We start from the raw sequence: 18,175 nt of genomic DNA, 5'->3' as shown, positions 1-18,175 counted from the left end.
CATGTCGATGGATCTCCCTACCCGACAAGGAGCGACCGACGTGCGATCAGCCACCACCCCCCGTCCCCGTATCCGTCTCCGGGCCCTGGGCCGTCTCGCCGCGGCGGCCGTCCTGGCCGTCAGTGGCGCCCTGGCCGTCCCGGCCGTCGCGCAGGCCGCGGCCAACCCCTACGAGCGCGGCCCTGCGCCGACCGACGCCCTCCTCGAGGCCAGCCGCGGCCCCTTCGCCACCACGTCCTACAGCGTCTCCGCGCTGAGCGTCACCGGCTTCGGCGGCGGGGTCGTCTACTACCCGACCAGCACCGCCGAGGGCACCTTCGGCGCCATCGCCATCTCGCCCGGCTACACGGCCACCTGGTCGAGCCTCAGCTGGCTGGGACCGCGGATCGCCTCGCACGGCTTCGTGGTCATCGGCATCGAGACCAACAGCGTCCTCGACCAGCCGGACAGCCGCGGTCGCCAGCTCCTGGCCGCGCTGGACTACCTGGTCCAGCGCAGCTCCGTCCGGGGCCGGATCGACGCCGGCCGGCTCGCCGTGGCCGGGCACTCGATGGGCGGCGGCGGCACCCTGGAGGCCGCGGCCGCCCGGCCGTCGCTCCAGGCCGCCGTGCCGCTCGCGCCCTGGAACCTGGACAAGACCTGGTCGGGCGTGACCGTTCCGACGCTCATCGTCGGCGGGGAGAGCGACAGCATCGCCCCGGTCGCCACCCACTCGGTGCCCTTCTACAACAGCATCCCGGCGTCGTCGGAGAAGGCGTACCTGGAGTTGAACGGGGCGAGCCACTTCTTCCCGCAGACGGTGAACACGCCGACGGCCAAGCAGATGGTGGCCTGGCTGAAGCGCTTCGTGGACGACGACACCCGCTACGAGCAGTTCCTCTGCCCGGGCCCGAGCGGGCTGGCCATCGAGGAGTACCGGAACACCTGCCCCAGCTCCTGAGCCTCGCCGCCGGGGCGGTCGCCGCGGCGACCGCCCCGGTCGTGTGGGCGGATCCCGGCGGGCAGAGTCTTTTCCGACGGGTTACCGATAGGTGAAACTGGATGCATGGTTACTGCATTGCCAGTGCAAATAACCTTGCGCGGCCGGGGCGGCGAGTGCCGGGCGATCCGCGCTCTCCTCGACGGGACGGCCGGCGGCGCGCTGCTGTTCCACGGCGAGCCCGGCTCGGGCCGCAGCGCGCTCCTGGCGTACGCCCGGCGGCACGCCGGTGAGCGGGCGGTGCTCGCCGGCGCCGGGCTCGCCGACGAGGCGACGCTGCCGTACGCAGGCCTGCAACGCCTGCTCGACCCGGTGCTCGACCGGGCCGGTGCGCTGCCCGACCGGCAGCGGCGGGTGCTGCGGCGGGTGCTGACCGGCGGCGGCTGCCCGGACGCCCAGCGGCTGACGCTGGCCACCGCCGTGCTCGGCCTGCTCGCCGTCGCCGCCCGCGACCGGCCGCTGCTGTGCACCATGGACGACGTCGACGACGGCGACCCGCAGACGGGCGCGACGCTCGCCGTGGTGGCCCGCCGGCTGAGCCGGCTGCCGGTCGTCCTCCTGCTCACCGCGACCGGCGAGGCGGCGGCCGGCGACCTGCCCGCCCGCCGGCTGCGCCCCCTCGACGAGCAGCAGTGCCGGGCCCTGCTCGCCGACCGACGGCCCACCCCACCGCCGGCCCCGGTGGCCGCCGGACTGGCGGCGGTCAGCGGCGGCAACCCGCAGGCGCTGGTCGACCTCGCCGACGCGCTCACCCCCGGCCAGTGGCACGGGGACGAGCCGCTGCCCGCCGTCCCGCCGGCCGGCGGCGCGCTGGCCGCCGCCTACCGTGCCCGCCTCGACCGGCTGCCGCCGGACACCCGGCGGGTGCTGCTGCTGGCCGCGCTCGATGCGGACGGGGACCCGGCCACCCTGGACCGTGCCGCGCGCGCCGCCGGCCCCGGCGTCGAGGCGCTCGCACCGGCCGAAGCCGCCGGCCTGCTGCGCGCCGGCCCGGCGGGCGTGACCTTCCCGCACCCGCCGGCCCGGGCGATGATCGAGGTCGTCGCGCCGCTGGCCGACCGGCGGGCGGCCCACCTGCTGCTGGCCGGGGCGCTGGACGACCGGCCGCTGCGCCGGGCCGTACACCGCGCCGCCGCCACCGACGGCCCCGACCCGGCGCTGGCGGCGGAGCTGGCGGCGGCCGCCGCGGGCGCGGACGACGCGACCGAGGCGGTCGCCGCGCTGCGCCGCGCCGCCGAACTGAGCGGCGACCCCGCCCGCGCCGCCGCGCGGACGATCGCCGCCGCGCGCCGTGCGTGGACGGCCGGCCACCCTGATGAGGCCCGGGGCCTGCTCGCCGCGCTGCCCGGCGACCCGGCCGCGACCGGGCCGGCCGACCTGCTGCGCGGCGAGATCCAGCTGCGCTGCGACGCGCCGTCCACCGCGGTCACCACCCTGCTCGCCGCCGCCGGGGCCGTCGCGCCGGCCGACCGCGGGGCGGCCCTGCTCGGCCTGGTCCGGGCCGGCGAGGCCATCTGCCTCACCGGCGACCACTACCGGTACGCGGACGTGGCGCGGCGGGCGTGGGCGCTGCGCCGGCCCGGGGACCCGCCGGACGCCGAGCTGCTGACCACGTTCGCGGCCGGCGTCGGTGCGACCCTGCGGGGCGACCACGAGCAGGGCGGACCGGCGCTGCGCCGGGTCGTCGTCCTCGGCGGCCGGCTGACCGGGCCGGCGCTCACCCCGGCCGCGCTGGTCTGCGCCGCCGTGGCCGGACTGCTGGTGGCCGTGGACGGCGCGGCGCACCGGCTCGCCGACCGCGCCGTCGAGCTGGCCCGGGCCCGCGACGAGCGGTCCGTGCTGCCCCGCGCGCTGGAGCTGCGGGCGGTCGCCGAGTACTGGCTGGGCCGGCACGCCACGGCGGCGGAGACCGCCCGCGAGGGACTGCGGATCGCCCGTGCCACCGGCCAGTGGACCTGCGCCCGGGTCCACCTCGGCATCCTCGCCGTGCTGGCCGCCGTGCGGGCCGACCGGGCGACCAGCCTCGCCCGGATCGCCGAGATCGGCGAGGGCGCCGCCCCGGGCAGCCGCCCCGACGCGTACGCGCAGTGGGCGCTCGGCGTGCTCGACTTGGTCGACGGCCGGCACGCCGACGCGACCACCCGGCTGGCCTCGCTGGCCCGCACCGGCACCGGCCGCGGCCAGGTTCTCGTGCAGGTGATGGCCACGCCGCACCTCGTGGAGGCCGCCGCCCACGACGGCCGGCGGCCCACCGCCGCGCTCGCCGTCTTCGACCGCTGGGCCAGCAGCACGGCGAGCCCGTCGCGCCGGGCCCTCTCGGCCCGCTGCCACGCGCTGCTGGCGCCCCGCGGCAGTGCCGAGGCCGAACGGGAGTTCCGCACGGCGCTGCGGCTGCACCCCACCGACACCGACCGATTCGAGCGGGCCCGCACCGAACTGCTGTTCGGCCGCGAACTGCGCCGGGCCCGCCGGCCGCGGGACGCCCGGGCGTACCTGCACCGGGCGCGGGAGACGTTCACCCTGCTCGGGGCCACCGTCTGGGCCGAGCGGGCGGGCGCGGAGCTGCGCGCGGCGGGGGAGTCGGTCGGCACGCCGCAACGGCCGGCGGCGCAGCTGCTGACCGGCCAGCAGCTGCACATCGCCCAGCTGGTCGCCGAGGGGGCCACAAACCGGGAGATCGCCATCCGGCTGTCGCTCTCCACCCGGACGATCGACCACCACCTGCGCAACATCTTCCACCGGCTCGGCGTCCGCTCCCGCACCGAACTGGCCCGGCTCTTCGCCTGAGCGCGCGCCGGCCCGTCGCGGGGTAGGGTGCTGGTCGAGCCCGGGTTCCTGCCGCCGAGCCGGTCGTCCAGGGGGTGTGGTGGCACACGACGTCGAAGCGCACCGCGACGAGCCCGTCCACGGTGACCACGACTACGACGAGGTCTACCGCGACACCGCCGACTCGGGCGGGCCGCCCTGGGACATCGGCGGCCCGCAGCCGGCCCTCGCCGAGGTGCTCGACCACGAGGTCCGGGGCCCCAAGGTGCTCGACATCGGCTGCGGCACCGGCGATCTCGCGATCGCCCTGGCCCGGCGCGGGCACCAGGTGACGGCGGTCGACATCTCCGGGGTGGCGATCGACGTGGCCCGCGCCAAGGCCGCCCGCGAGGGCCTGGCCGTGCACTTCGAGGTCCAGGACGCCACGAACCTGTCGCTGCCCTCGGCGCCGTTCGACTCGGTGTTCGACTCCGGCCTGCTGCACAGCATCCACCGCAACGGCGGCGCCGTGGACCGCTATCTCGCGTCGCTGCCGGGCCTCGCCGCGCCGGGCGCGACCGTCTTCGTGCTGGTCGTGTCACCGGCGGCGGGCCACGGCTGGGGCGTGACCGAGCCGGAGCTGCGGGCGGGCTTCCCCGAGCCGGCGTGGACCGGCACGCGGGTCACGGAGATCGACGTGGTCGCGGAGACCGGCGACGAGCGCCTCGTCCTGGCCGGCTTCCTGCTCCGTACGGTCCGGGCCGCCGGCGCCTGAGCGGCGCCGGTCAGCCGCTCTCCACCACGCGGTTCTCCCACGCCCAGGCGGCGACCTCGACCCGGTTGCGCAGCCCCAGCTTCGTCTGGATGCCGGAGAGGTGGCTCTTGACGGTGCTCAGCGAGATGAACAGCTCGGCGGCGATCTCCCGGTTGGTACGCCCCCGCGCGATCGCCCGGACCACCTCGATCTCCCGGTCCGACAGCTGCGGCGCCGGCCTGTCGCGGGGCGGCCCACCGGTCGCGGTGACGTGCCGGAGCAGCCGAAGGGTCACCGACGGCGAGACCAGCGCGTCGCCGTTGTGGGCGGCGCGCACCGCCTCCACCAGCAGCGCCGGCCCGGCGTCCTTGAGGAGGAAGCCGACCGCACCGTTGCGCAGCGCGCCGTAGACGTACTCGTCGAGGTCGAAGGTGGTCACCACGATGACCCGCATCGGGTGGGGTACCCCCGGGCCGGCCAGCGCGCGGGTCACCTCGATGCCGTCCAGCCGGGGCATCCGGATGTCGACCAGGCAGACGTCCGGCCGCAGCCGGCGGGCCTCGGCCACGGCATCGACGCCGTCGGACACCTCGGCCACCACGTCGATGTCCGGCTGGTCCTCGAGAATCAGCCGCAGGCCGCCGCGGACCATCGCCTGGTCGTCGGCGAGCAGCACCCGGATGGTCATCGTGGCGTCCTGGTGGGGAGGGGGAGGGTGGCCAGCACGGCCCAGCCTCCGTCGGGGCGGGGACCGGCGCGCAGCGTGCCGCCGAGGGTCTGGACGCGCTCGCGCATCCCGATGAGACCGTACCCGCCGCGGTGGCCCTTCCGGACGGGGGTCGGCGGCGCGTCGTCCACCACCTCCACCGAGATCCCGTCCGCGTCCCGGCCCACGGTGACGGTGACCGACCGCGCCTGCGGGGCGTGCCGGGACACGTTGGTCAGTGCCTCCTGGACGATCCGGTGGACGGTGGTGGTCACCTCCGGAGGCCACTCCGTGGGCGGTCCGGCCAGGTGCAGCCGCACCGGCGGGCCGTGCCGGTTGAAGCGCTCGACCAGGGCGTCGAGCTGCTCCGGGCCGGGCGAGGCAGGTGCGGCGTCGGCGGTGTCGCGCAGCAGCCCGACCACCCGGCGCATGGCCGCGAGGGCGTCCGAGCCGGCCAGCTCGATCCCGGCCAAGGTGGCCGGGAGCTTCTCCGGGTGCCGGCCGGCGACCAACCGGGCGGCCTGGGCCTGCACCACGATCCCGGTGACGTGGTGGGCCACCACGTCGTGCAGCTCGCGGGCCAGCTCCAGCCGCTCGTCCTGGCGTACCTTCTCGGCGGTGGCCTGGTTGCGGGCGTCGACCAGGCGCAGCGAGAGCCCGACCGCGACGGCGGCCAGCCAGGCCGGCCCGGCCAGGGCGGCCACCGACGAGATCCCGGACGGGGACGGGCGGGCGGCGAGCTGGCCGCCCACCACGAGGGCGAGGCCCGCGGCGCCCACCGCACCGGCCGGCACCGGCGGAAGGGTACGCACCGCCGCGCCGACGAGCACCGCCAGCGCGAGCGCCAGGGCCGGACCCGGCTCGGCCGGCAGGTGGGCCAGCCGGGCGACCAGCACGGTCACCGCCGCGACGACGAGCCCGGCGACGGCCAGCCGGCCCCGGTGCCACCGGCGCAGCAGCGCGAGCACGCCGGTCACCACGGCGGCGAGCCCGCCGAACACCCAGTACCGGGCGCCCCAGCTCTGCGCGACGGCGACCGCCTCCACTGCGAGCGCGACCAGGAACGCCACGGCGAACCCGAGGTCGGGGGCGGCGCCGGCGAGCCGGTTCCAGATCCTCACCCCGCCCACGGTACGGAGGTCCACCGACGACGGCCCGCGCCGCGCGCCGTCCTAGCGGTGTCCCGTCCCCGCGGCGTCACCGGGCCGGGACGTCGCGGCGGCCGCCGGTGACGGACGGTTGACGCGACCTCCGGCAGGGTCGCAGCGCGACGACGTGATGGCCGGCCCACCCGGCCGCGACAGTTCCACCGTCTCCCGCAGGCCGTCGAAGGGGACCTCATGATCAGGACGATGCTCCGGCTGCGCGCGCATCCGGGCTGCGAGCCCGCCGTGCGGTCCGCGTGGCGGACGGTCGCGGGGCAGGTCGGTGGATCGGCCGGCAACCTCCGGCACGAGCTGCTGCTCGACGCCCTGGACCCGCGCGGGTTCGTCGTCGTCACCGAGTGGGCCGACGAGGCGGCGCTTCGCGCGTACCGGGACGGGCCGGTGGCCGCGCGGCTGGCCGAGCTGGTCCGGCCGCTCACCGAGCCGGCCGGACCGGCCGACTACCCGGTGCTGCGGGAGCACGGGACGGGCGACTCGACGGTCTACGTGGACGTGGAGCTGACCGTGCCGACGCCCCGGCTCGCCGAGTTCCACCGCGGCTACCCGGAGGTCCGGGCGCGGATGGCCGGGATACCGGGGTACCGGCGCGAGCAGTTGCTGCGCGAACCCGGGTCGGACGTGCACCACATCTTCGCCGAGTGGAACAGCGCGGGGGAGTTCCTCCGCTGGATCGCCGACCCGGCCCACGCCTCCGCGCAGGCCGGGCCGATCGCGCCGTTCCTTCTCGACATCCGGCGCCGCCTGTTCCACGTCGTGCCCGACGGGGACGGCGGGCGACAACCCACCACGGGCAGGGAGGCCGACGTGCACAGGACAACGGACGTACTCGTCGTCGGGGCGGGGCCCGCCGGGCTCACCGCCGCCGTCGAGCTGGCCCGGCGGGGTGTCGACTGCCGGGTGATCGACAAGCTGGCCACCCCGGCCGGGCAGGCCGACAAGGCGATCGGCGTGCACTGCCGCACCATGGAGATCTGGGAGGAGCAGGGCGTCGTCCGGGAGGCCATGGACGCCGGCATCTGGCTCACCGGCAACATGGTCTTCGTTAACGGGGCGGAGACGCACCGGATGAGCTGGGAGCTGCCCGGCCTGCCGTACGCCCACCTCGGCCTGCCCCAGTACGAGACCGAGCGCATCCTGACCGCCCGGCTGGCCACCCTCGGGGTACGCCCTCAGCGCGGCGCCGAGCTGGTCGACTTCACCCAGGACGACGAGGGCGTGACGGCCACCGTCACCACCGCCGACGGCGGCACCGAGACGGTCCGCGCACAGTACCTGGTGGGCTGCGACGGCGCGCACAGCCGGGTGCGGGAACTGCTCGGGCTGACCTTCACGGGCGGGCTCGGCCGGTTCCCCCAGCTGTTCATGCTCGGCGACGTCGACGTGGACTGGGACATGCCCGACGGGCACCTGCTGCGGTTCCTGCACGAGACCGACGGCCGGATGGACGGCATGCTGGTCTGCGTCCCGCTGCGCGGCGAGCGCCGCTACCGGATCGCCACCCTGGCCCCGCCCCGCTTCTTCGCGCAGACCGGCGGGCAGGACGCCCCGCCCGGGTTCAGCGCGGAGCTGGGCGCGCCCACCCTGGCGGACGTCCAGGCCGCCCTCGACCATCTCGCCCCGCCCGGCACCCGCGCCGCGAACCTGCGCTGGTCGTCGGTGTTCCGGATCAGCCACGGCATCGTGGACCGCTACCGCGACGGCCGGGTGTTCGTGGTGGGCGACGCCGCCCACCTGCACCCGCCGGCCGGCGGCCAGGGCATGAACACCGGCATCCAGGACGCCTGGAACCTGGCCTGGAAGCTGGCCCTGGCGGTCCGCGGGATCGCCGCGCCCGGCCTGCTGGACAGCTACGAGACCGAGCGGCGGCCGGAGGGCGAGGAGATCGTCGGCCGCGCCGTCCGGATGGCGTTCACCGACGAGCTGGACCGCGAGGACCTGAAGCGGCAGTTCCTCCAGGAGATGTCCATGCTGCTCAGCTACGCGGGCAGCCCGCTGGTCGGCGAGTGCCTGTCCGATCCGGACGCACTGGGCGAGGCGCCCCGCCCCGGGGACCGCGCCCCCGACGTGGACGGGTTGCTGCGCCGCGGTGTCGGCCACCCGCTGCGGCTGCGCGACCTGACCCGCGGCACCCGGCACACGCTGCTGCTCTACGCCGACGCGTCGGCCGACGAGCCGGCGCTGCGCGCGATGGCCGAACTCTGCGCCGACGTGCGGCGGCAGGCGGCCGGGGAGGTCGACGCGTACCTGCTGCTCAGCCCGGACGCCGCCGAGCCCCGGCTGCTCGACCCGCCGGTGCTGTGCGACGCCGAGGGCCGGTTCCGCGCCACGTACGGGCTGACCGGCACCGGGCTGTACCTGGTCCGCCCGGACGGGCACGTCGGGTTCCGCAGCCAGCCGGTCGACGCCGACGCGCTCCGCAAGCACCTGCACCTGGTGTTCGGTGGTGCCCGGTGACCCGGGTACGCACGGTGCTCGCGATGCGGACCCGGGAGGGCTGCGAGGAGCGCTTCGAGGCCGAGTGGCGCACCGCGGCCGAGGAGATCCGCACGCTGGACGGCTGCCTGCACCAGGACCTGGTCCGCGACGCCGACGACCCGCGCAGCTATCTGATCATCAGCGACTGGGCGGACCGCGAGCGGCTGGACGCCTTCGGCCGCAGCGAGCACCGGGACCGGCTGCTGCGCATCATCCGCGAGCTGCGCGAGTCCGCGCAGCGGCACACCTACCAGGTGCTGCACAGCGTGGGCAGCGCATCCGAGGAGGACCGATGACCGAGGACGCCGTGCCGGCGGGCGAGCTCTACACCGACGGGTTCGCCGCCGACCCCTACCCGACCTTCGCCCGGCTGCGCACCGACCGGCCGGTGTGCCCGGTCAGCTCCCCGCGCTTCGACTCCTGGCTCATCACCCGGTTCGACGACGCCCGGACGGCGCTGACCGACCCGCGGCTGTCCAAGGACCTCTACGGTCCCGGCCAGCACTACCTGCGGATCTTCGGCCCGAACTCGGAGGGGTTGAACCGCAACATGCTCAACTCCGATCCGCCCGAGCACACCCGGCTGCGCCGGGTGGTGTCCCAGGCGTTCGCGCCCCGGCGGATCGAGGCGCTGCGGCCGCGGATCGCGCAGGTCGTCGACCACCTCATCGACAAGATGCTCCCGCAGGGCCAGGCCGAGCTGATGCGCGACTTCGCCATCCCGCTGCCCATGACGGTCATCTGCGAGCTGCTCGGGGTGCCGCCGGAGGACCACGACCGGGTGCTCGACTGGACGCAGGTCATCCGCACGTCCGGCTCGACGCGGCGGCCACCGGCGGAGGAGCGGGCGGCCGTGCAGGAGGCCCAGCTGCGCCTGCACCACTACTTCGCCGACCTGGTGCGCGCCAAGCGCGGCGACCGGGCCGACGACATCATCGGCGCGCTGATCGACGCGGTCGACCGCGACGGGACGCTCTCCGAGGCGGAGCTGGTCACCACGACCTTCCTGCTGGTGTTCGCCGGGCACCAGACCACCGCGGACTTCCTCGGCAACGCGGTGCTCGCCCTGCTCACCCACCCCGAGCAGCTGGAGCTGCTGCGGGCCACGCCCCAACTGCTGCCGGCCGCCATCGAGGAGCTGCTGCGGTTCGACGGCCCGCTGCCGGTGGCCAGCCCGCGGATCGCCACCGAGGACATCGAGTACGAGGGCGTGTGCATCCCCCGCGGGTCGATCGTCGGCGTGGCGATCAACGCGGCGAACCACGATCCCGCCCACTTCACCGACCCCGACCGGCTGGACCTGCGCCGGGTCCGCGGCCCGCACCTGGGCTTCGGGCACGGCGTGCACTACTGCCTCGGCGTCTCGCTGGCCCGGATGGAGGCGCAGATCGCGCTCGCCGCGCTGCTGCGCCGGCTGCCCGGGCTACGGCTCGGCGTACCCGTCGACGAGGTGCGCCGGCTGCCGGCCGCGTCGCCGTTCCGCGGCCTGCTGGAGCTGCCCGTCACCTTTGCCGCCTGAGCCTCTCCCCGCACACCCGAACCCACCCAAGGAGCAGCCATGGTCTTCCGGAACGTGATCGTCTGCCACATGGTCCCCGGCAGCGACAAGATCGTCGGGGATGTCTTCGGCCACTACGACCAGGCCACCCGGCCCCAGGACCTCGGGGTCATCGGACGCATCCTGCTGTCCCACCACGACCTCTACATCCACGTCATCGAGCGCGAACAGGACCCGAGGATCTCGGGCCAGACCCGGGGGCTGCCCGCCTTCCAGAAGATCGCCGAGGCCATCGGCCCGTACGTGACGCCGTACCCGAGGTACTGGAAGAACCCGTCCGACTCGGTGGCCAAGGAGTTCTACCACTGGGCCCCGGAGGGAGAGCCGCCCGCGGAGACCACGCTGACCGTGATCGTCGGGCGGATCAAGCCCGGCGCCGAACCGGACGTGGCCCGGGTCTTCGCCGAGTCCGACGCCGGCTCGCTGCCGGCCGAGCTGGGCGTCACCGGGCGCTGGCTGTACTCGATCGACGACGTCTACGTCCACCTGCTCGAACAGGAGGCGTCGGCCGCCGAGGCGACCCGGAACAACCACGACGAGAAGCCGGTCTTCGCGAAGGTGATGCAGGACCTCGCGCCCTACGTCAGCCCGTACCGGCCGGAGGAGTGGCACGGGCCGCAGGACTCGGTGGCCACGGTGTTCTACCGCTGGCAGGCCGAGGACTGAGCCGTGCGGCGGGGGCGTCGGAAGGCGCCCCCGTCTACTCGTCGCCGACGGGCTCCGTCTCGCCGTCGTGCTCGTAGCGGGGTGTCAGGTGCTCGTCGGGCTGCGGCGCCTGGGCCAGGTTGTGGTGCGGGTCGCCGTCCGCCGAGTACAGGACGTCGTCGGTCTTCCTGGTCTTCTCCTGGTCCTCTTCCGGCTCCGTCACGTCCGCTCCTCGCCAGGTGCCGTCGGTGACCGCCCGCCGCGTGCGGGACGGTCCGGTCCGATTCCCACCCTAGGCGCGGCGGAGGGTGGTGGTGGGCGAATGCCGGCGAGCCCGCCGCCGGGGCGGGCCCGGGCGAAAGCCGCCCGCCTGCCGCTCCGATGCGACAGGGTGGTGCTGCGGACGGCGCGCGCGGGGCGCCGCCGGCGGCGCGGGGGTGACGGGTGCCGACGAAGGAGCTCATCCAGCACATCGGCGCGTTCCTGGACCTGGCCGGGGTGCTGGTCATCGCGGTGGGCGTCGCGACCGCCACGGTCGTCTTCGGGCTGCGCTGGTGGCGCACCCGGCAGGTCGTCGAGCACTACCGGTCCTACCGGCAGGGCGTCGGGCGGGCCATCCTGCTCGGCTTGGAGTTCCTGGTCGGCGGGGACATCATCCGGACCGTGGCCGTCTCGCCCACCTTCACCAGCGTCGGGGTGCTGGCGCTCATCGTGCTGGTCCGCACGTTCCTCAGCTTCTCGCTGGAGGTGGAGCTGGACGGCCGCTGGCCGTGGCAGGGCAAGGGACCGGTCGGCGGCTCCGGCGTCGCGGCCCGACCCCGTGAGGATTCGTAGCCGAGTTCAGATGTTGGCCGAGTCCGCGGGCACCCCGCCCGGCAGCGACGGTGCGCCGCCCGCCGGCTGCTCGCCCCGACAGCGCAGCCCGAGGGTGTACGCGGTCATCGAGAGCGACCCGTACGCGTAACCGTCGACCAGCACCTCCGGGCGGTCCGCGGTGGCGCCGGCCAGCCCGGCCAGGTAGAGCAGCGGGATGAAGTGGTCCGGTGTCGGCACCGCGAGGTCGAAGTCCCGGTGCCCGTCCAGCCGGGCCACCTCGGTCGGCGCGTCCTGGACCGTCTCCCGGGCGGCGTCGTCGAAGCGGCGCGCCCAGTCGAAGCCCTCGTCGGCCAGCCGCGGGTCGACGCCGCCCAGGTTGTGCACGACGTTGCCGCTGGCCACCACCAGCACGCCCCGCTCGCGCAGCGGGGCGAGCCGGGCGCCGAGGTCGAGGTGGTAGTCGAACGGCTTGAACGCGTTGATGCTGAGCTGCACCACCGGGATGTCGGCGTCGGGAAACGCGTGCGTCAGCACCGACCAGGTGCCGTGGTCGATGCCCCAGGAGTCCACGTCGGCGCCGACCCAGGTGGGGTGCACCACGTCGCTGATCTCCTCGGCCAGCTCCGGCAGCCCGGGCGCCGGGTAGCGCACGTCGAAGAGCTGCTGGGGGAAACCGTAGAAGTCGTGGATCGTGCGTGGCCGCGGCATCGCGGTGACCGCGGTGGCGCCGATGTACCAGTGCGCGGAGACCACCAGGATGGCCCGCGGCCGGGGCACCGAGCGGCCGAACTCCCGCCAGGCGGCGCTGTAGCGGTTGACCTCCAGCGCGTTCATCGGGTTGCCGTGCCCGAAGAACGCCGCCGGCAGCACCGTCTGGGTGTTCTGCTCGCTCATCTCGCTCCCGGGGCCGGCCCTGCCCCCGAGGCTAACCCGCGGGGCCCTCGCGTGTCCGGCCGCCGGCCGGGCCGGCACCGGCGAGTTGGCATATACCCCCCAGGGGTATATGGTGGTGGCGGAGGTGGAGTTCGATGCAACCCGAACATGGGCACCACGGCACCGGCCACGACACGCAGACCGGGCACGACGAGCACGACCCGCACGCCGGGCACGCGGGGCATGACAAGCACGCGGGGCACGACCCCGAGCAGTTCCGCCGCAAGTTCTGGCTGAGCCTGGCGCTGACCGTGCCGATCGTGCTGACCAGCCACATGGTCATGGACTGGCTCGGCTACTCGCTGGACTTCCCGGGTGTCCGCTGGGTCGGCCCGGTCCTCGGCACGATCGTCTTCTTCTACGGTGGCTGGCCGTTCCTGGTCGGCGGCGTCCGCGAGGTTCGCGACCGGGCGCCGGGCATGATGCTGCTGATCTCGATGGCCATCACGGTCGCGTACCTGGCGTCGGCGGCCACCAGCCTCGGCCTGTTCGACCTGGACTTCTGGTGGGAGCTGGCGGCCCTGGTCACCATCATGCTGCTCGGCCACTGGCAGGAGATGAAGGCGATCGGGCAGGCCCAGGGGGCCCTCGCGGCGCTGGCCGCGCTGCTGCCCGACGACGCCGAACGCCTCGACGACTCCGGCGCCACGCACCGCGTGCCGGTGGCCGACCTGCGTGTCGGCGACCTGGTGCTGGTGCGCTCCGGCGGCCGGGTGCCGGCCGACGGCCGGATCGTCGACGGCGCCGCCGAGCTTGACGAGTCGATGATCACGGGGGAGTCCCGGCCGGTGCCGCGCGCCGTCGGGGACCGGGTGGTCGCCGGCACGGTGGCCACCGACTCGGCCCTCCGGGTACGCGTCGAGGCCGTCGGCGAGGACACCGCGCTCGCCGGCATCGGCCGCCTCGTCGCCCAGGCGCAGTCCTCCGGCGGGCGTGCCCAGGTGCTTGCCGACCGGTTCGCCGCCCTGCTGTTCTACGTCGCCGCCCTCGCCGGCCTGGCCACCTTCGCGGCCTGGCTGGTGGTCGGCGACACCGACCAGGCCGTGGTACGGACCGTGACGGTGCTGGTGATCGCCTGCCCGCACGCCCTCGGGCTGGCCATCCCGCTGGTCGTGGCGCTCTCCACGGCGCTCTCCGCCCGCGCCGGCATCCTGGTGAAGGACCGGCTCGCCCTCGAACGCATGCGCACCGTCGACGCGGTGCTGTTCGACAAGACCGGCACCCTCACCAAGGGACGGCACACCCTCACCGGGGTGGCGGCCACCGGCGGGCTGGACGACGACGCAGCGCTGCGCCTGGCCGGCGCGGTCGAGGCCGACAGCGAGCACCCGCTCGCCCGGGCCCTGGTGACCGCCGCGCAGGACCGGGGCCTGCGGGCGGCGGCCCGGGACTTCCGCTCGCTGACCGGCCGGGGCGTACGCGCCACGGTGGACGGCGCCGACTGGGCGGTGGGCGGCCCGGCCCTGCTGCGCGAGCTGGGCGCCGACGTCCCCGGCGACCTGGCCCGCGCGGCGGAGGGCTGGTCACGACGGGGCGCCGCGGTGCTGCACCTGGTGCGGCTGTCCGAGGCCGGCCGCCCCGAGGTGGTCGGCGCGTTCGCCCTGGAGGACGAGGTGCGCCCGGAGGCCCGGGCGGCCATCGCGGAACTGCGCGAGCAGGGGGTGAAGAAGATCGTGATGATCACCGGGGACGCGCGGCCGGTCGCCGAGGCGGTCGCCGCCGACCTGGGCTTCCGCCCCGGCGTGGACGAGGTCTTCGCCGAGGTCCTGCCCGCCGACAAGGACAAGGCGGTCAGCGAACTCCAGTCCCGCGGGCTGACCGTGGCCATGGTCGGCGACGGGGTCAACGACGCCCCGGCGCTCGCCCGCGCCGACGTGGGCGTGGCCATCGGCGCCGGCACCGACGTGGCGATCGAGTCCGCCGGGGTGGTGCTGGCCTCCTCCGACCCGCGCGGCGTGACCGGCGTGATCCGGCTGTCCCGGGCGTCGTACCGGAAGATGCGGCAGAACCTGGCCTGGGCGGCCGGCTACAACGTGGTGGCCATCCCGCTCGCCGCCGGGGTGCTGGCCTGGGCAGGTGTCGCGCTCAGCCCGGCGGTGGGTGCGGTGCTGATGTCCGCCTCCACCATCGTGGTGGCGCTCAACGCCCAGCTGCTCCGCCGGGTCCGGCTCACACCGGCGGACGACTGACGGCAGTCGCAGCTACGACCGGCGTGGCCCCTCCATCCTGGCGGATGCGAGGGGCTGCGCCGCTTCCCACCCGCACCTGCGAAACGCTAGGGTGGCCGCGTGACGGTGTTCCGGATTGGCGAGGCCGCCGAACTGCTCGGGGTCAGCGCGGACACGGTCCGCCGCTGGATCGACGCCGGGCGCCTGCCGGCCACCCGCGACGAGCACGGCCACCGGGTGCTCGACGGCGCCGACCTGGCCGCGTTCGTCCGTGCCCCGGGCCACCCCGAGCTCAGCTCGGCCCGCAACCGCCTGCGCGGCATCGTCACGGCCGTCGTCAAGGACACCGTGATGGCCCAGGTCGACATCCAGGCCGGGCCGTTCCGGATCGTGTCCCTGATGAGCCGCGAGGCGGTCGACGACCTCGACCTCCAGGTCGGCTCGGTCGCCGTCGCGGTGATCAAGTCGACCACCGTCGTGGTGGAGCGGGCGCCCGCGCCGAAGGGAAGGACCAGCCCGTGACCGCACGGTGGATCCGCGCCGCCCTCGCCGGGCTGGCCGTGCTGGGACTGACCCTGACCGGCTGCGGCGGCGCCGACGACGACGGGTCGCGCGCCGGCACGGGCGGCACACTGACGGTGTTCGCCGCCGCCTCGCTCACCGAGACCTTCACGAAGCTCGGCAAGGACTACGAGGCCGCCCACCCCGGCACCCGGGTCGTCTTCAACTTCGCCGGCAGCTCGGCCCTCGCCACCCAGATCACCCAGGGCGCGCCCGCCGACGTGTTCGCCGCCGCCTCGCCGGCCACCATGAAGACCGTCACCGACGCGGGCGACGCCGACGGGACACCGGCCGTCCTGGTCCGCAACCAGCTCGTCGTCGCCGTACCCAAGGGCAACCCGCACCAGATCGGCGGCCTGGCCGACCTGGCCCGGCCCGGGGCGAAGGTGGCGCTCTGCGCCGAGCAGGTGCCGTGCGGCGCCGCGGCGAAGACCGCCCTCGCCGCGGCCGGCGTGCGCCTCACCCCCGCCACCCTGGAGCAGGACGTCAAGGGCGCGCTCGCGAAGGTGAAGCTCGGTGAGGTCGACGCGGCGCTGGTCTACCGCACCGACGTGCGCGGCGCCGCCGCCGAGCTGGACGCCGTCGAGTTCCCCGAGTCGGCCCGGGCGGTCAACGACTACCCGATCGTGGTCCTGAAGCACGCCGGCAACCCGGACGGGGCCCGCGCGTTCGTCGATCACGTCCGCTCCGACGCCGGCCTGGCCGTGCTCACCGCCGCCGGGTTCCAGGCGCCACCGAACCGGTGACCCGCCCCGCGCGCCGCCGGCAGCGGGTGCCGCTGGCCCTGCTCCTCCCGGCCGGGCTCGGCCTGCTCTTCCTCGTCCTGCCGCTGGCCGGGCTGCTGGTCCGGGCGCCGTGGACCACGCTGCCCCGGCGGCTCACCCAGCCCGGGGTGCTCACCGCGCTGCGGCTGTCCCTGGAGACGGCCACCGCCGCCACGCTGCTCTGCGTCGCGCTCGGCGTACCCCTGGCGTGGCTGCTGGCCCGGGTCGAGTTCCCCGGCCGGCGGCTGGTCCGCGCGCTGGTCACCGTGCCGCTGGTGCTGCCCCCGGTGGTCGGCGGGGTGGCGCTGCTGCTGGTCTTCGGCCGGCGCGGGCTGCTCGGGTCCTGGCTGGACGCCACCTTCGGGGTGAGCCTGCCGTTCACCACGGCCGGGGTGGTGCTGGCGGAGGCGTTCGTGGCCATGCCCTTCCTGGTGATCGCCGTCGAGGGCGCGCTGCGCGGCGCCGACCCCCGCTACGAGGAGGCGGCGGCCACTCTCGGCGCCGGCCGGTGGACCACCTTCACCCGGGTCACCCTGCCGCTGGTCGCCCCCGGGGTGGCGGCCGGCGCGGTGCTCTGCTGGGCCCGCGCGCTCGGCGAGTTCGGCGCCACGATCACCTTCGCCGGCAACTATCCGGGGCGGACGCAGACCATGCCGCTCGCCGTCTACCTGGCGCTGGAGACCGACGTGCAGGCCGCCATCGTGCTCAGCCTCATCCTGCTCACCGTCTCCGTGGCCATCCTGGCCGGGCTGCGCGACCGCTGGGTCGGAACGGCGTGACGGCACCCCTGCTCGACGCGCACCTGGTCGCCGGCCGGGGCGACTTCCACCTCGACGTGCGGCTGCGCATCGGCGCCGGGGAGGTGGTGGCGCTGCTCGGCCCGAACGGGGCCGGCAAGACCACCGCCCTGCGGGCCCTGGCCGGGCTGCACCCGCTCAGTGCCGGGCATCTGACCCTCGGCGGCGTCGACCTCGACCGTCCCGACCGGCGGGTGTGGACCCCGCCCGAACGGCGGCCGGTCGGCGTGGTGTTCCAGGACTACCTGCTCTTCCCGCACCTGAGCGCGCAGGACAACGTGGCGTTCGGGCCCCGCCGCCGGGGCGCCGACCGGCGGGCCGCCCGGGCCCGGGCGCAGGAGTGGCTCGACCGGGTCGGCCTCGGCGGGCAGGCCCGGCACAAGCCGCGCCAGCTCTCCGGCGGGCAGGCCCAGCGGGTCGCCCTCGCCCGCGCGCTCGCCGTCGAGCCCACCCTCCTGTTGCTCGACGAGCCGCTCGCCGCGCTCGACGCCCGGACCCGGCTCGACACCCGCGCCGAACTCCAGCGGCACCTGGGCGCGCACCCCGGCGCCACCCTGCTGGTCACCCACGACCCGCTGGACGCCCTGGTGCTCGCCGACCGGCTGGTGATCGTCGAGCAGGGGCAGGTGGTCCAGGAGGGCGACGCGGCGACCGTCACGGCCCGCCCCCGCACCGACTACGTGGCCCGGCTGGTCGGGCTCAACCTGCACCGCGGGCACGCCGACGGGCACGCCGTCACCGTCGGCGGCCTCACCCTCACCACGGCCGACACCGTGCACGGGGAGGCGTTCGTCGCGTTCCCGCCGGCCGCCGTCGCGCTGCACCCGGCGCGCCCGGACGGGAGCCCCCGCAACGTCTGGCCGGCCACCGTGACGGGGGTGCAGCGGCACGGCGACAACCTGCGGGTGCAGCTCGCCGGGCCGGTCGACGTGGCCGCCGACGTCACCCCCGCCGCGGCGGCGCACCTCGGGCTGCGCCCCGGCCAGCCGGTCTGGGCGGCGGTCAAGGCCGCGGAGACCCGCGCGTACCCGACGTGACGCACACCGCTGGTCGCTCCACCCGGGCCGGTGGGAGGTTTGAGGCCGGCCCACCCGGTCACTGAACAGGG

17 protein-coding genes are annotated in these 18,175 nt (G+C 75.7%); 13 read left to right on the top strand and 4 right to left on the bottom strand.

What is annotated here, in order from left to right:
* Position 1: 1 nt before the first annotated feature.
* The 3 genes from ABZW14_RS27770 (at position 2) to ABZW14_RS27760 (ending at position 4,499) form a co-directional block, all read left to right on the top strand.
* The gene (locus ABZW14_RS27770; protein WP_355351869.1) at positions 2 to 940 is read left to right on the top strand and encodes an alpha/beta hydrolase; all 939 of its coding nucleotides are present in this window, start codon (positions 2 to 4) and stop codon (positions 938 to 940) included.
* Positions 941 to 1,063: 123 nt separating this feature from the next.
* Positions 1,064 to 3,766 carry a LuxR C-terminal-related transcriptional regulator gene (locus ABZW14_RS27765; protein ID WP_355351867.1) on the top strand — a complete coding sequence of 901 codons (2,703 nt, stop codon included), beginning with the start codon at positions 1,064 to 1,066 and terminating at the stop codon, positions 3,764 to 3,766.
* Positions 3,767 to 3,845: 79 nt separating this feature from the next.
* Entirely contained in the window at positions 3,846 to 4,499 is a 654-nt protein-coding gene (locus ABZW14_RS27760) for a class I SAM-dependent methyltransferase (RefSeq protein ID WP_355351865.1), read from the top strand.
* A 10-nt stretch (positions 4,500 to 4,509) separates the two neighbouring features.
* Here the strand turns inward: ABZW14_RS27760 and ABZW14_RS27755 are convergent, their stop codons facing one another.
* Both ABZW14_RS27755 and ABZW14_RS27750 read right to left on the bottom strand, forming a co-directional pair.
* The gene (locus ABZW14_RS27755; RefSeq protein WP_355351863.1) at positions 4,510 to 5,166 is read right to left on the bottom strand and encodes a response regulator transcription factor; all 657 of its coding nucleotides are present in this window, start codon (positions 5,164 to 5,166) and stop codon (positions 4,510 to 4,512) included.
* Positions 5,163 to 6,305: a sensor histidine kinase gene (locus ABZW14_RS27750; RefSeq protein ID WP_355351861.1), complete on the bottom strand. Its 1,143-nt coding sequence runs from the start codon at positions 6,303 to 6,305 to the stop codon at positions 5,163 to 5,165. The genes ABZW14_RS27755 and ABZW14_RS27750 overlap by 4 nt, the downstream gene beginning before the upstream one ends.
* 219 nt (positions 6,306 to 6,524) lie before the next feature.
* On the opposite strand from ABZW14_RS27750, the gene ABZW14_RS27745 reads away from it, so the two are divergent.
* Genes ABZW14_RS27745 through ABZW14_RS27730 form a run of 4 tightly spaced genes read left to right on the top strand, consistent with a single transcriptional unit; the run spans position 6,525 to position 11,049 of the window.
* Positions 6,525 to 8,804: an FAD-dependent monooxygenase gene (locus tag ABZW14_RS27745; RefSeq protein WP_355351859.1), complete on the top strand. Its 2,280-nt coding sequence runs from the start codon at positions 6,525 to 6,527 to the stop codon at positions 8,802 to 8,804.
* Complete coding sequence (locus ABZW14_RS27740) at positions 8,801 to 9,121, top strand: antibiotic biosynthesis monooxygenase family protein (RefSeq protein ID WP_355351857.1); 321 nt, start codon at positions 8,801 to 8,803, stop codon at positions 9,119 to 9,121. The genes ABZW14_RS27745 and ABZW14_RS27740 overlap by 4 nt, the downstream gene beginning before the upstream one ends.
* Positions 9,118 to 10,344, top strand: coding sequence for a cytochrome P450 (locus ABZW14_RS27735; protein ID WP_355351855.1), 1,227 nt, complete (start codon positions 9,118 to 9,120; stop codon positions 10,342 to 10,344). The genes ABZW14_RS27740 and ABZW14_RS27735 overlap by 4 nt, the downstream gene beginning before the upstream one ends.
* A gap of 39 nt (positions 10,345 to 10,383) precedes the next feature.
* Positions 10,384 to 11,049, top strand: a complete 666-nt coding sequence (locus tag ABZW14_RS27730; protein WP_355351853.1) for a TcmI family type II polyketide cyclase — start codon at positions 10,384 to 10,386, stop codon at positions 11,047 to 11,049.
* Between the two features lie 34 nt (positions 11,050 to 11,083).
* Here the strand turns inward: ABZW14_RS27730 and ABZW14_RS27725 are convergent, their stop codons facing one another.
* A complete protein-coding gene (locus ABZW14_RS27725) occupies positions 11,084 to 11,251 on the bottom strand; it encodes a hypothetical protein (protein WP_355351851.1) in 168 nt (55 codons plus the stop codon).
* A 221-nt stretch (positions 11,252 to 11,472) separates the two neighbouring features.
* Between ABZW14_RS27725 and ABZW14_RS27720 the strand changes: the two genes are divergently transcribed.
* Positions 11,473 to 11,862, top strand: a complete 390-nt coding sequence (locus tag ABZW14_RS27720) for a DUF1622 domain-containing protein (RefSeq protein ID WP_355351849.1) — start codon at positions 11,473 to 11,475, stop codon at positions 11,860 to 11,862.
* A gap of 6 nt (positions 11,863 to 11,868) precedes the next feature.
* Here the strand turns inward: ABZW14_RS27720 and ygiD are convergent, their stop codons facing one another.
* Entirely contained in the window at positions 11,869 to 12,738 is an 870-nt protein-coding gene (gene ygiD, locus ABZW14_RS27715; RefSeq protein WP_355351847.1) for a 4,5-DOPA dioxygenase extradiol, read from the bottom strand.
* A gap of 134 nt (positions 12,739 to 12,872) precedes the next feature.
* On the opposite strand from ygiD, the gene ABZW14_RS27710 reads away from it, so the two are divergent.
* The 5 genes from ABZW14_RS27710 to ABZW14_RS27690 all read left to right on the top strand — a co-directional run bounded on the left by ABZW14_RS27710 (position 12,873) and on the right by ABZW14_RS27690 (position 18,104).
* Positions 12,873 to 14,966 (top strand): heavy metal translocating P-type ATPase, encoded by a 2,094-nt coding sequence (locus ABZW14_RS27710; protein WP_355351845.1) that lies wholly within the window; start codon positions 12,873 to 12,875, stop codon positions 14,964 to 14,966.
* A 99-nt stretch (positions 14,967 to 15,065) separates the two neighbouring features.
* Positions 15,066 to 15,467, top strand: coding sequence for a MerR family DNA-binding transcriptional regulator (locus ABZW14_RS27705; protein WP_148425317.1), 402 nt, complete (start codon positions 15,066 to 15,068; stop codon positions 15,465 to 15,467).
* The gene (gene modA, locus ABZW14_RS27700) at positions 15,464 to 16,252 is read left to right on the top strand and encodes a molybdate ABC transporter substrate-binding protein (RefSeq protein ID WP_355351843.1); all 789 of its coding nucleotides are present in this window, start codon (positions 15,464 to 15,466) and stop codon (positions 16,250 to 16,252) included. Before ABZW14_RS27705 ends, modA begins: the two co-directional genes overlap by 4 nt.
* The gene (locus tag ABZW14_RS27695) at positions 16,249 to 17,049 is read left to right on the top strand and encodes an ABC transporter permease (protein ID WP_355351841.1); all 801 of its coding nucleotides are present in this window, start codon (positions 16,249 to 16,251) and stop codon (positions 17,047 to 17,049) included. Before modA ends, ABZW14_RS27695 begins: the two co-directional genes overlap by 4 nt.
* Positions 17,031 to 18,104 (top strand): ABC transporter ATP-binding protein, encoded by a 1,074-nt coding sequence (locus tag ABZW14_RS27690; protein WP_355351929.1) that lies wholly within the window; start codon positions 17,031 to 17,033, stop codon positions 18,102 to 18,104. Before ABZW14_RS27695 ends, ABZW14_RS27690 begins: the two co-directional genes overlap by 19 nt.
* Positions 18,105 to 18,175: the final 71 nt, after the last annotated feature.

Origin of the sequence: Micromonospora sp. NPDC004551, assembly GCF_040609975.1 — a bacterium.
In the GTDB taxonomy this organism is placed as follows: Bacteria; Actinomycetota; Actinomycetes; order Mycobacteriales; family Micromonosporaceae; genus Micromonospora.
Note: the sequence above shows the minus strand (reverse complement) of the source record. Positions and strands in the feature narration are given on the sequence as shown.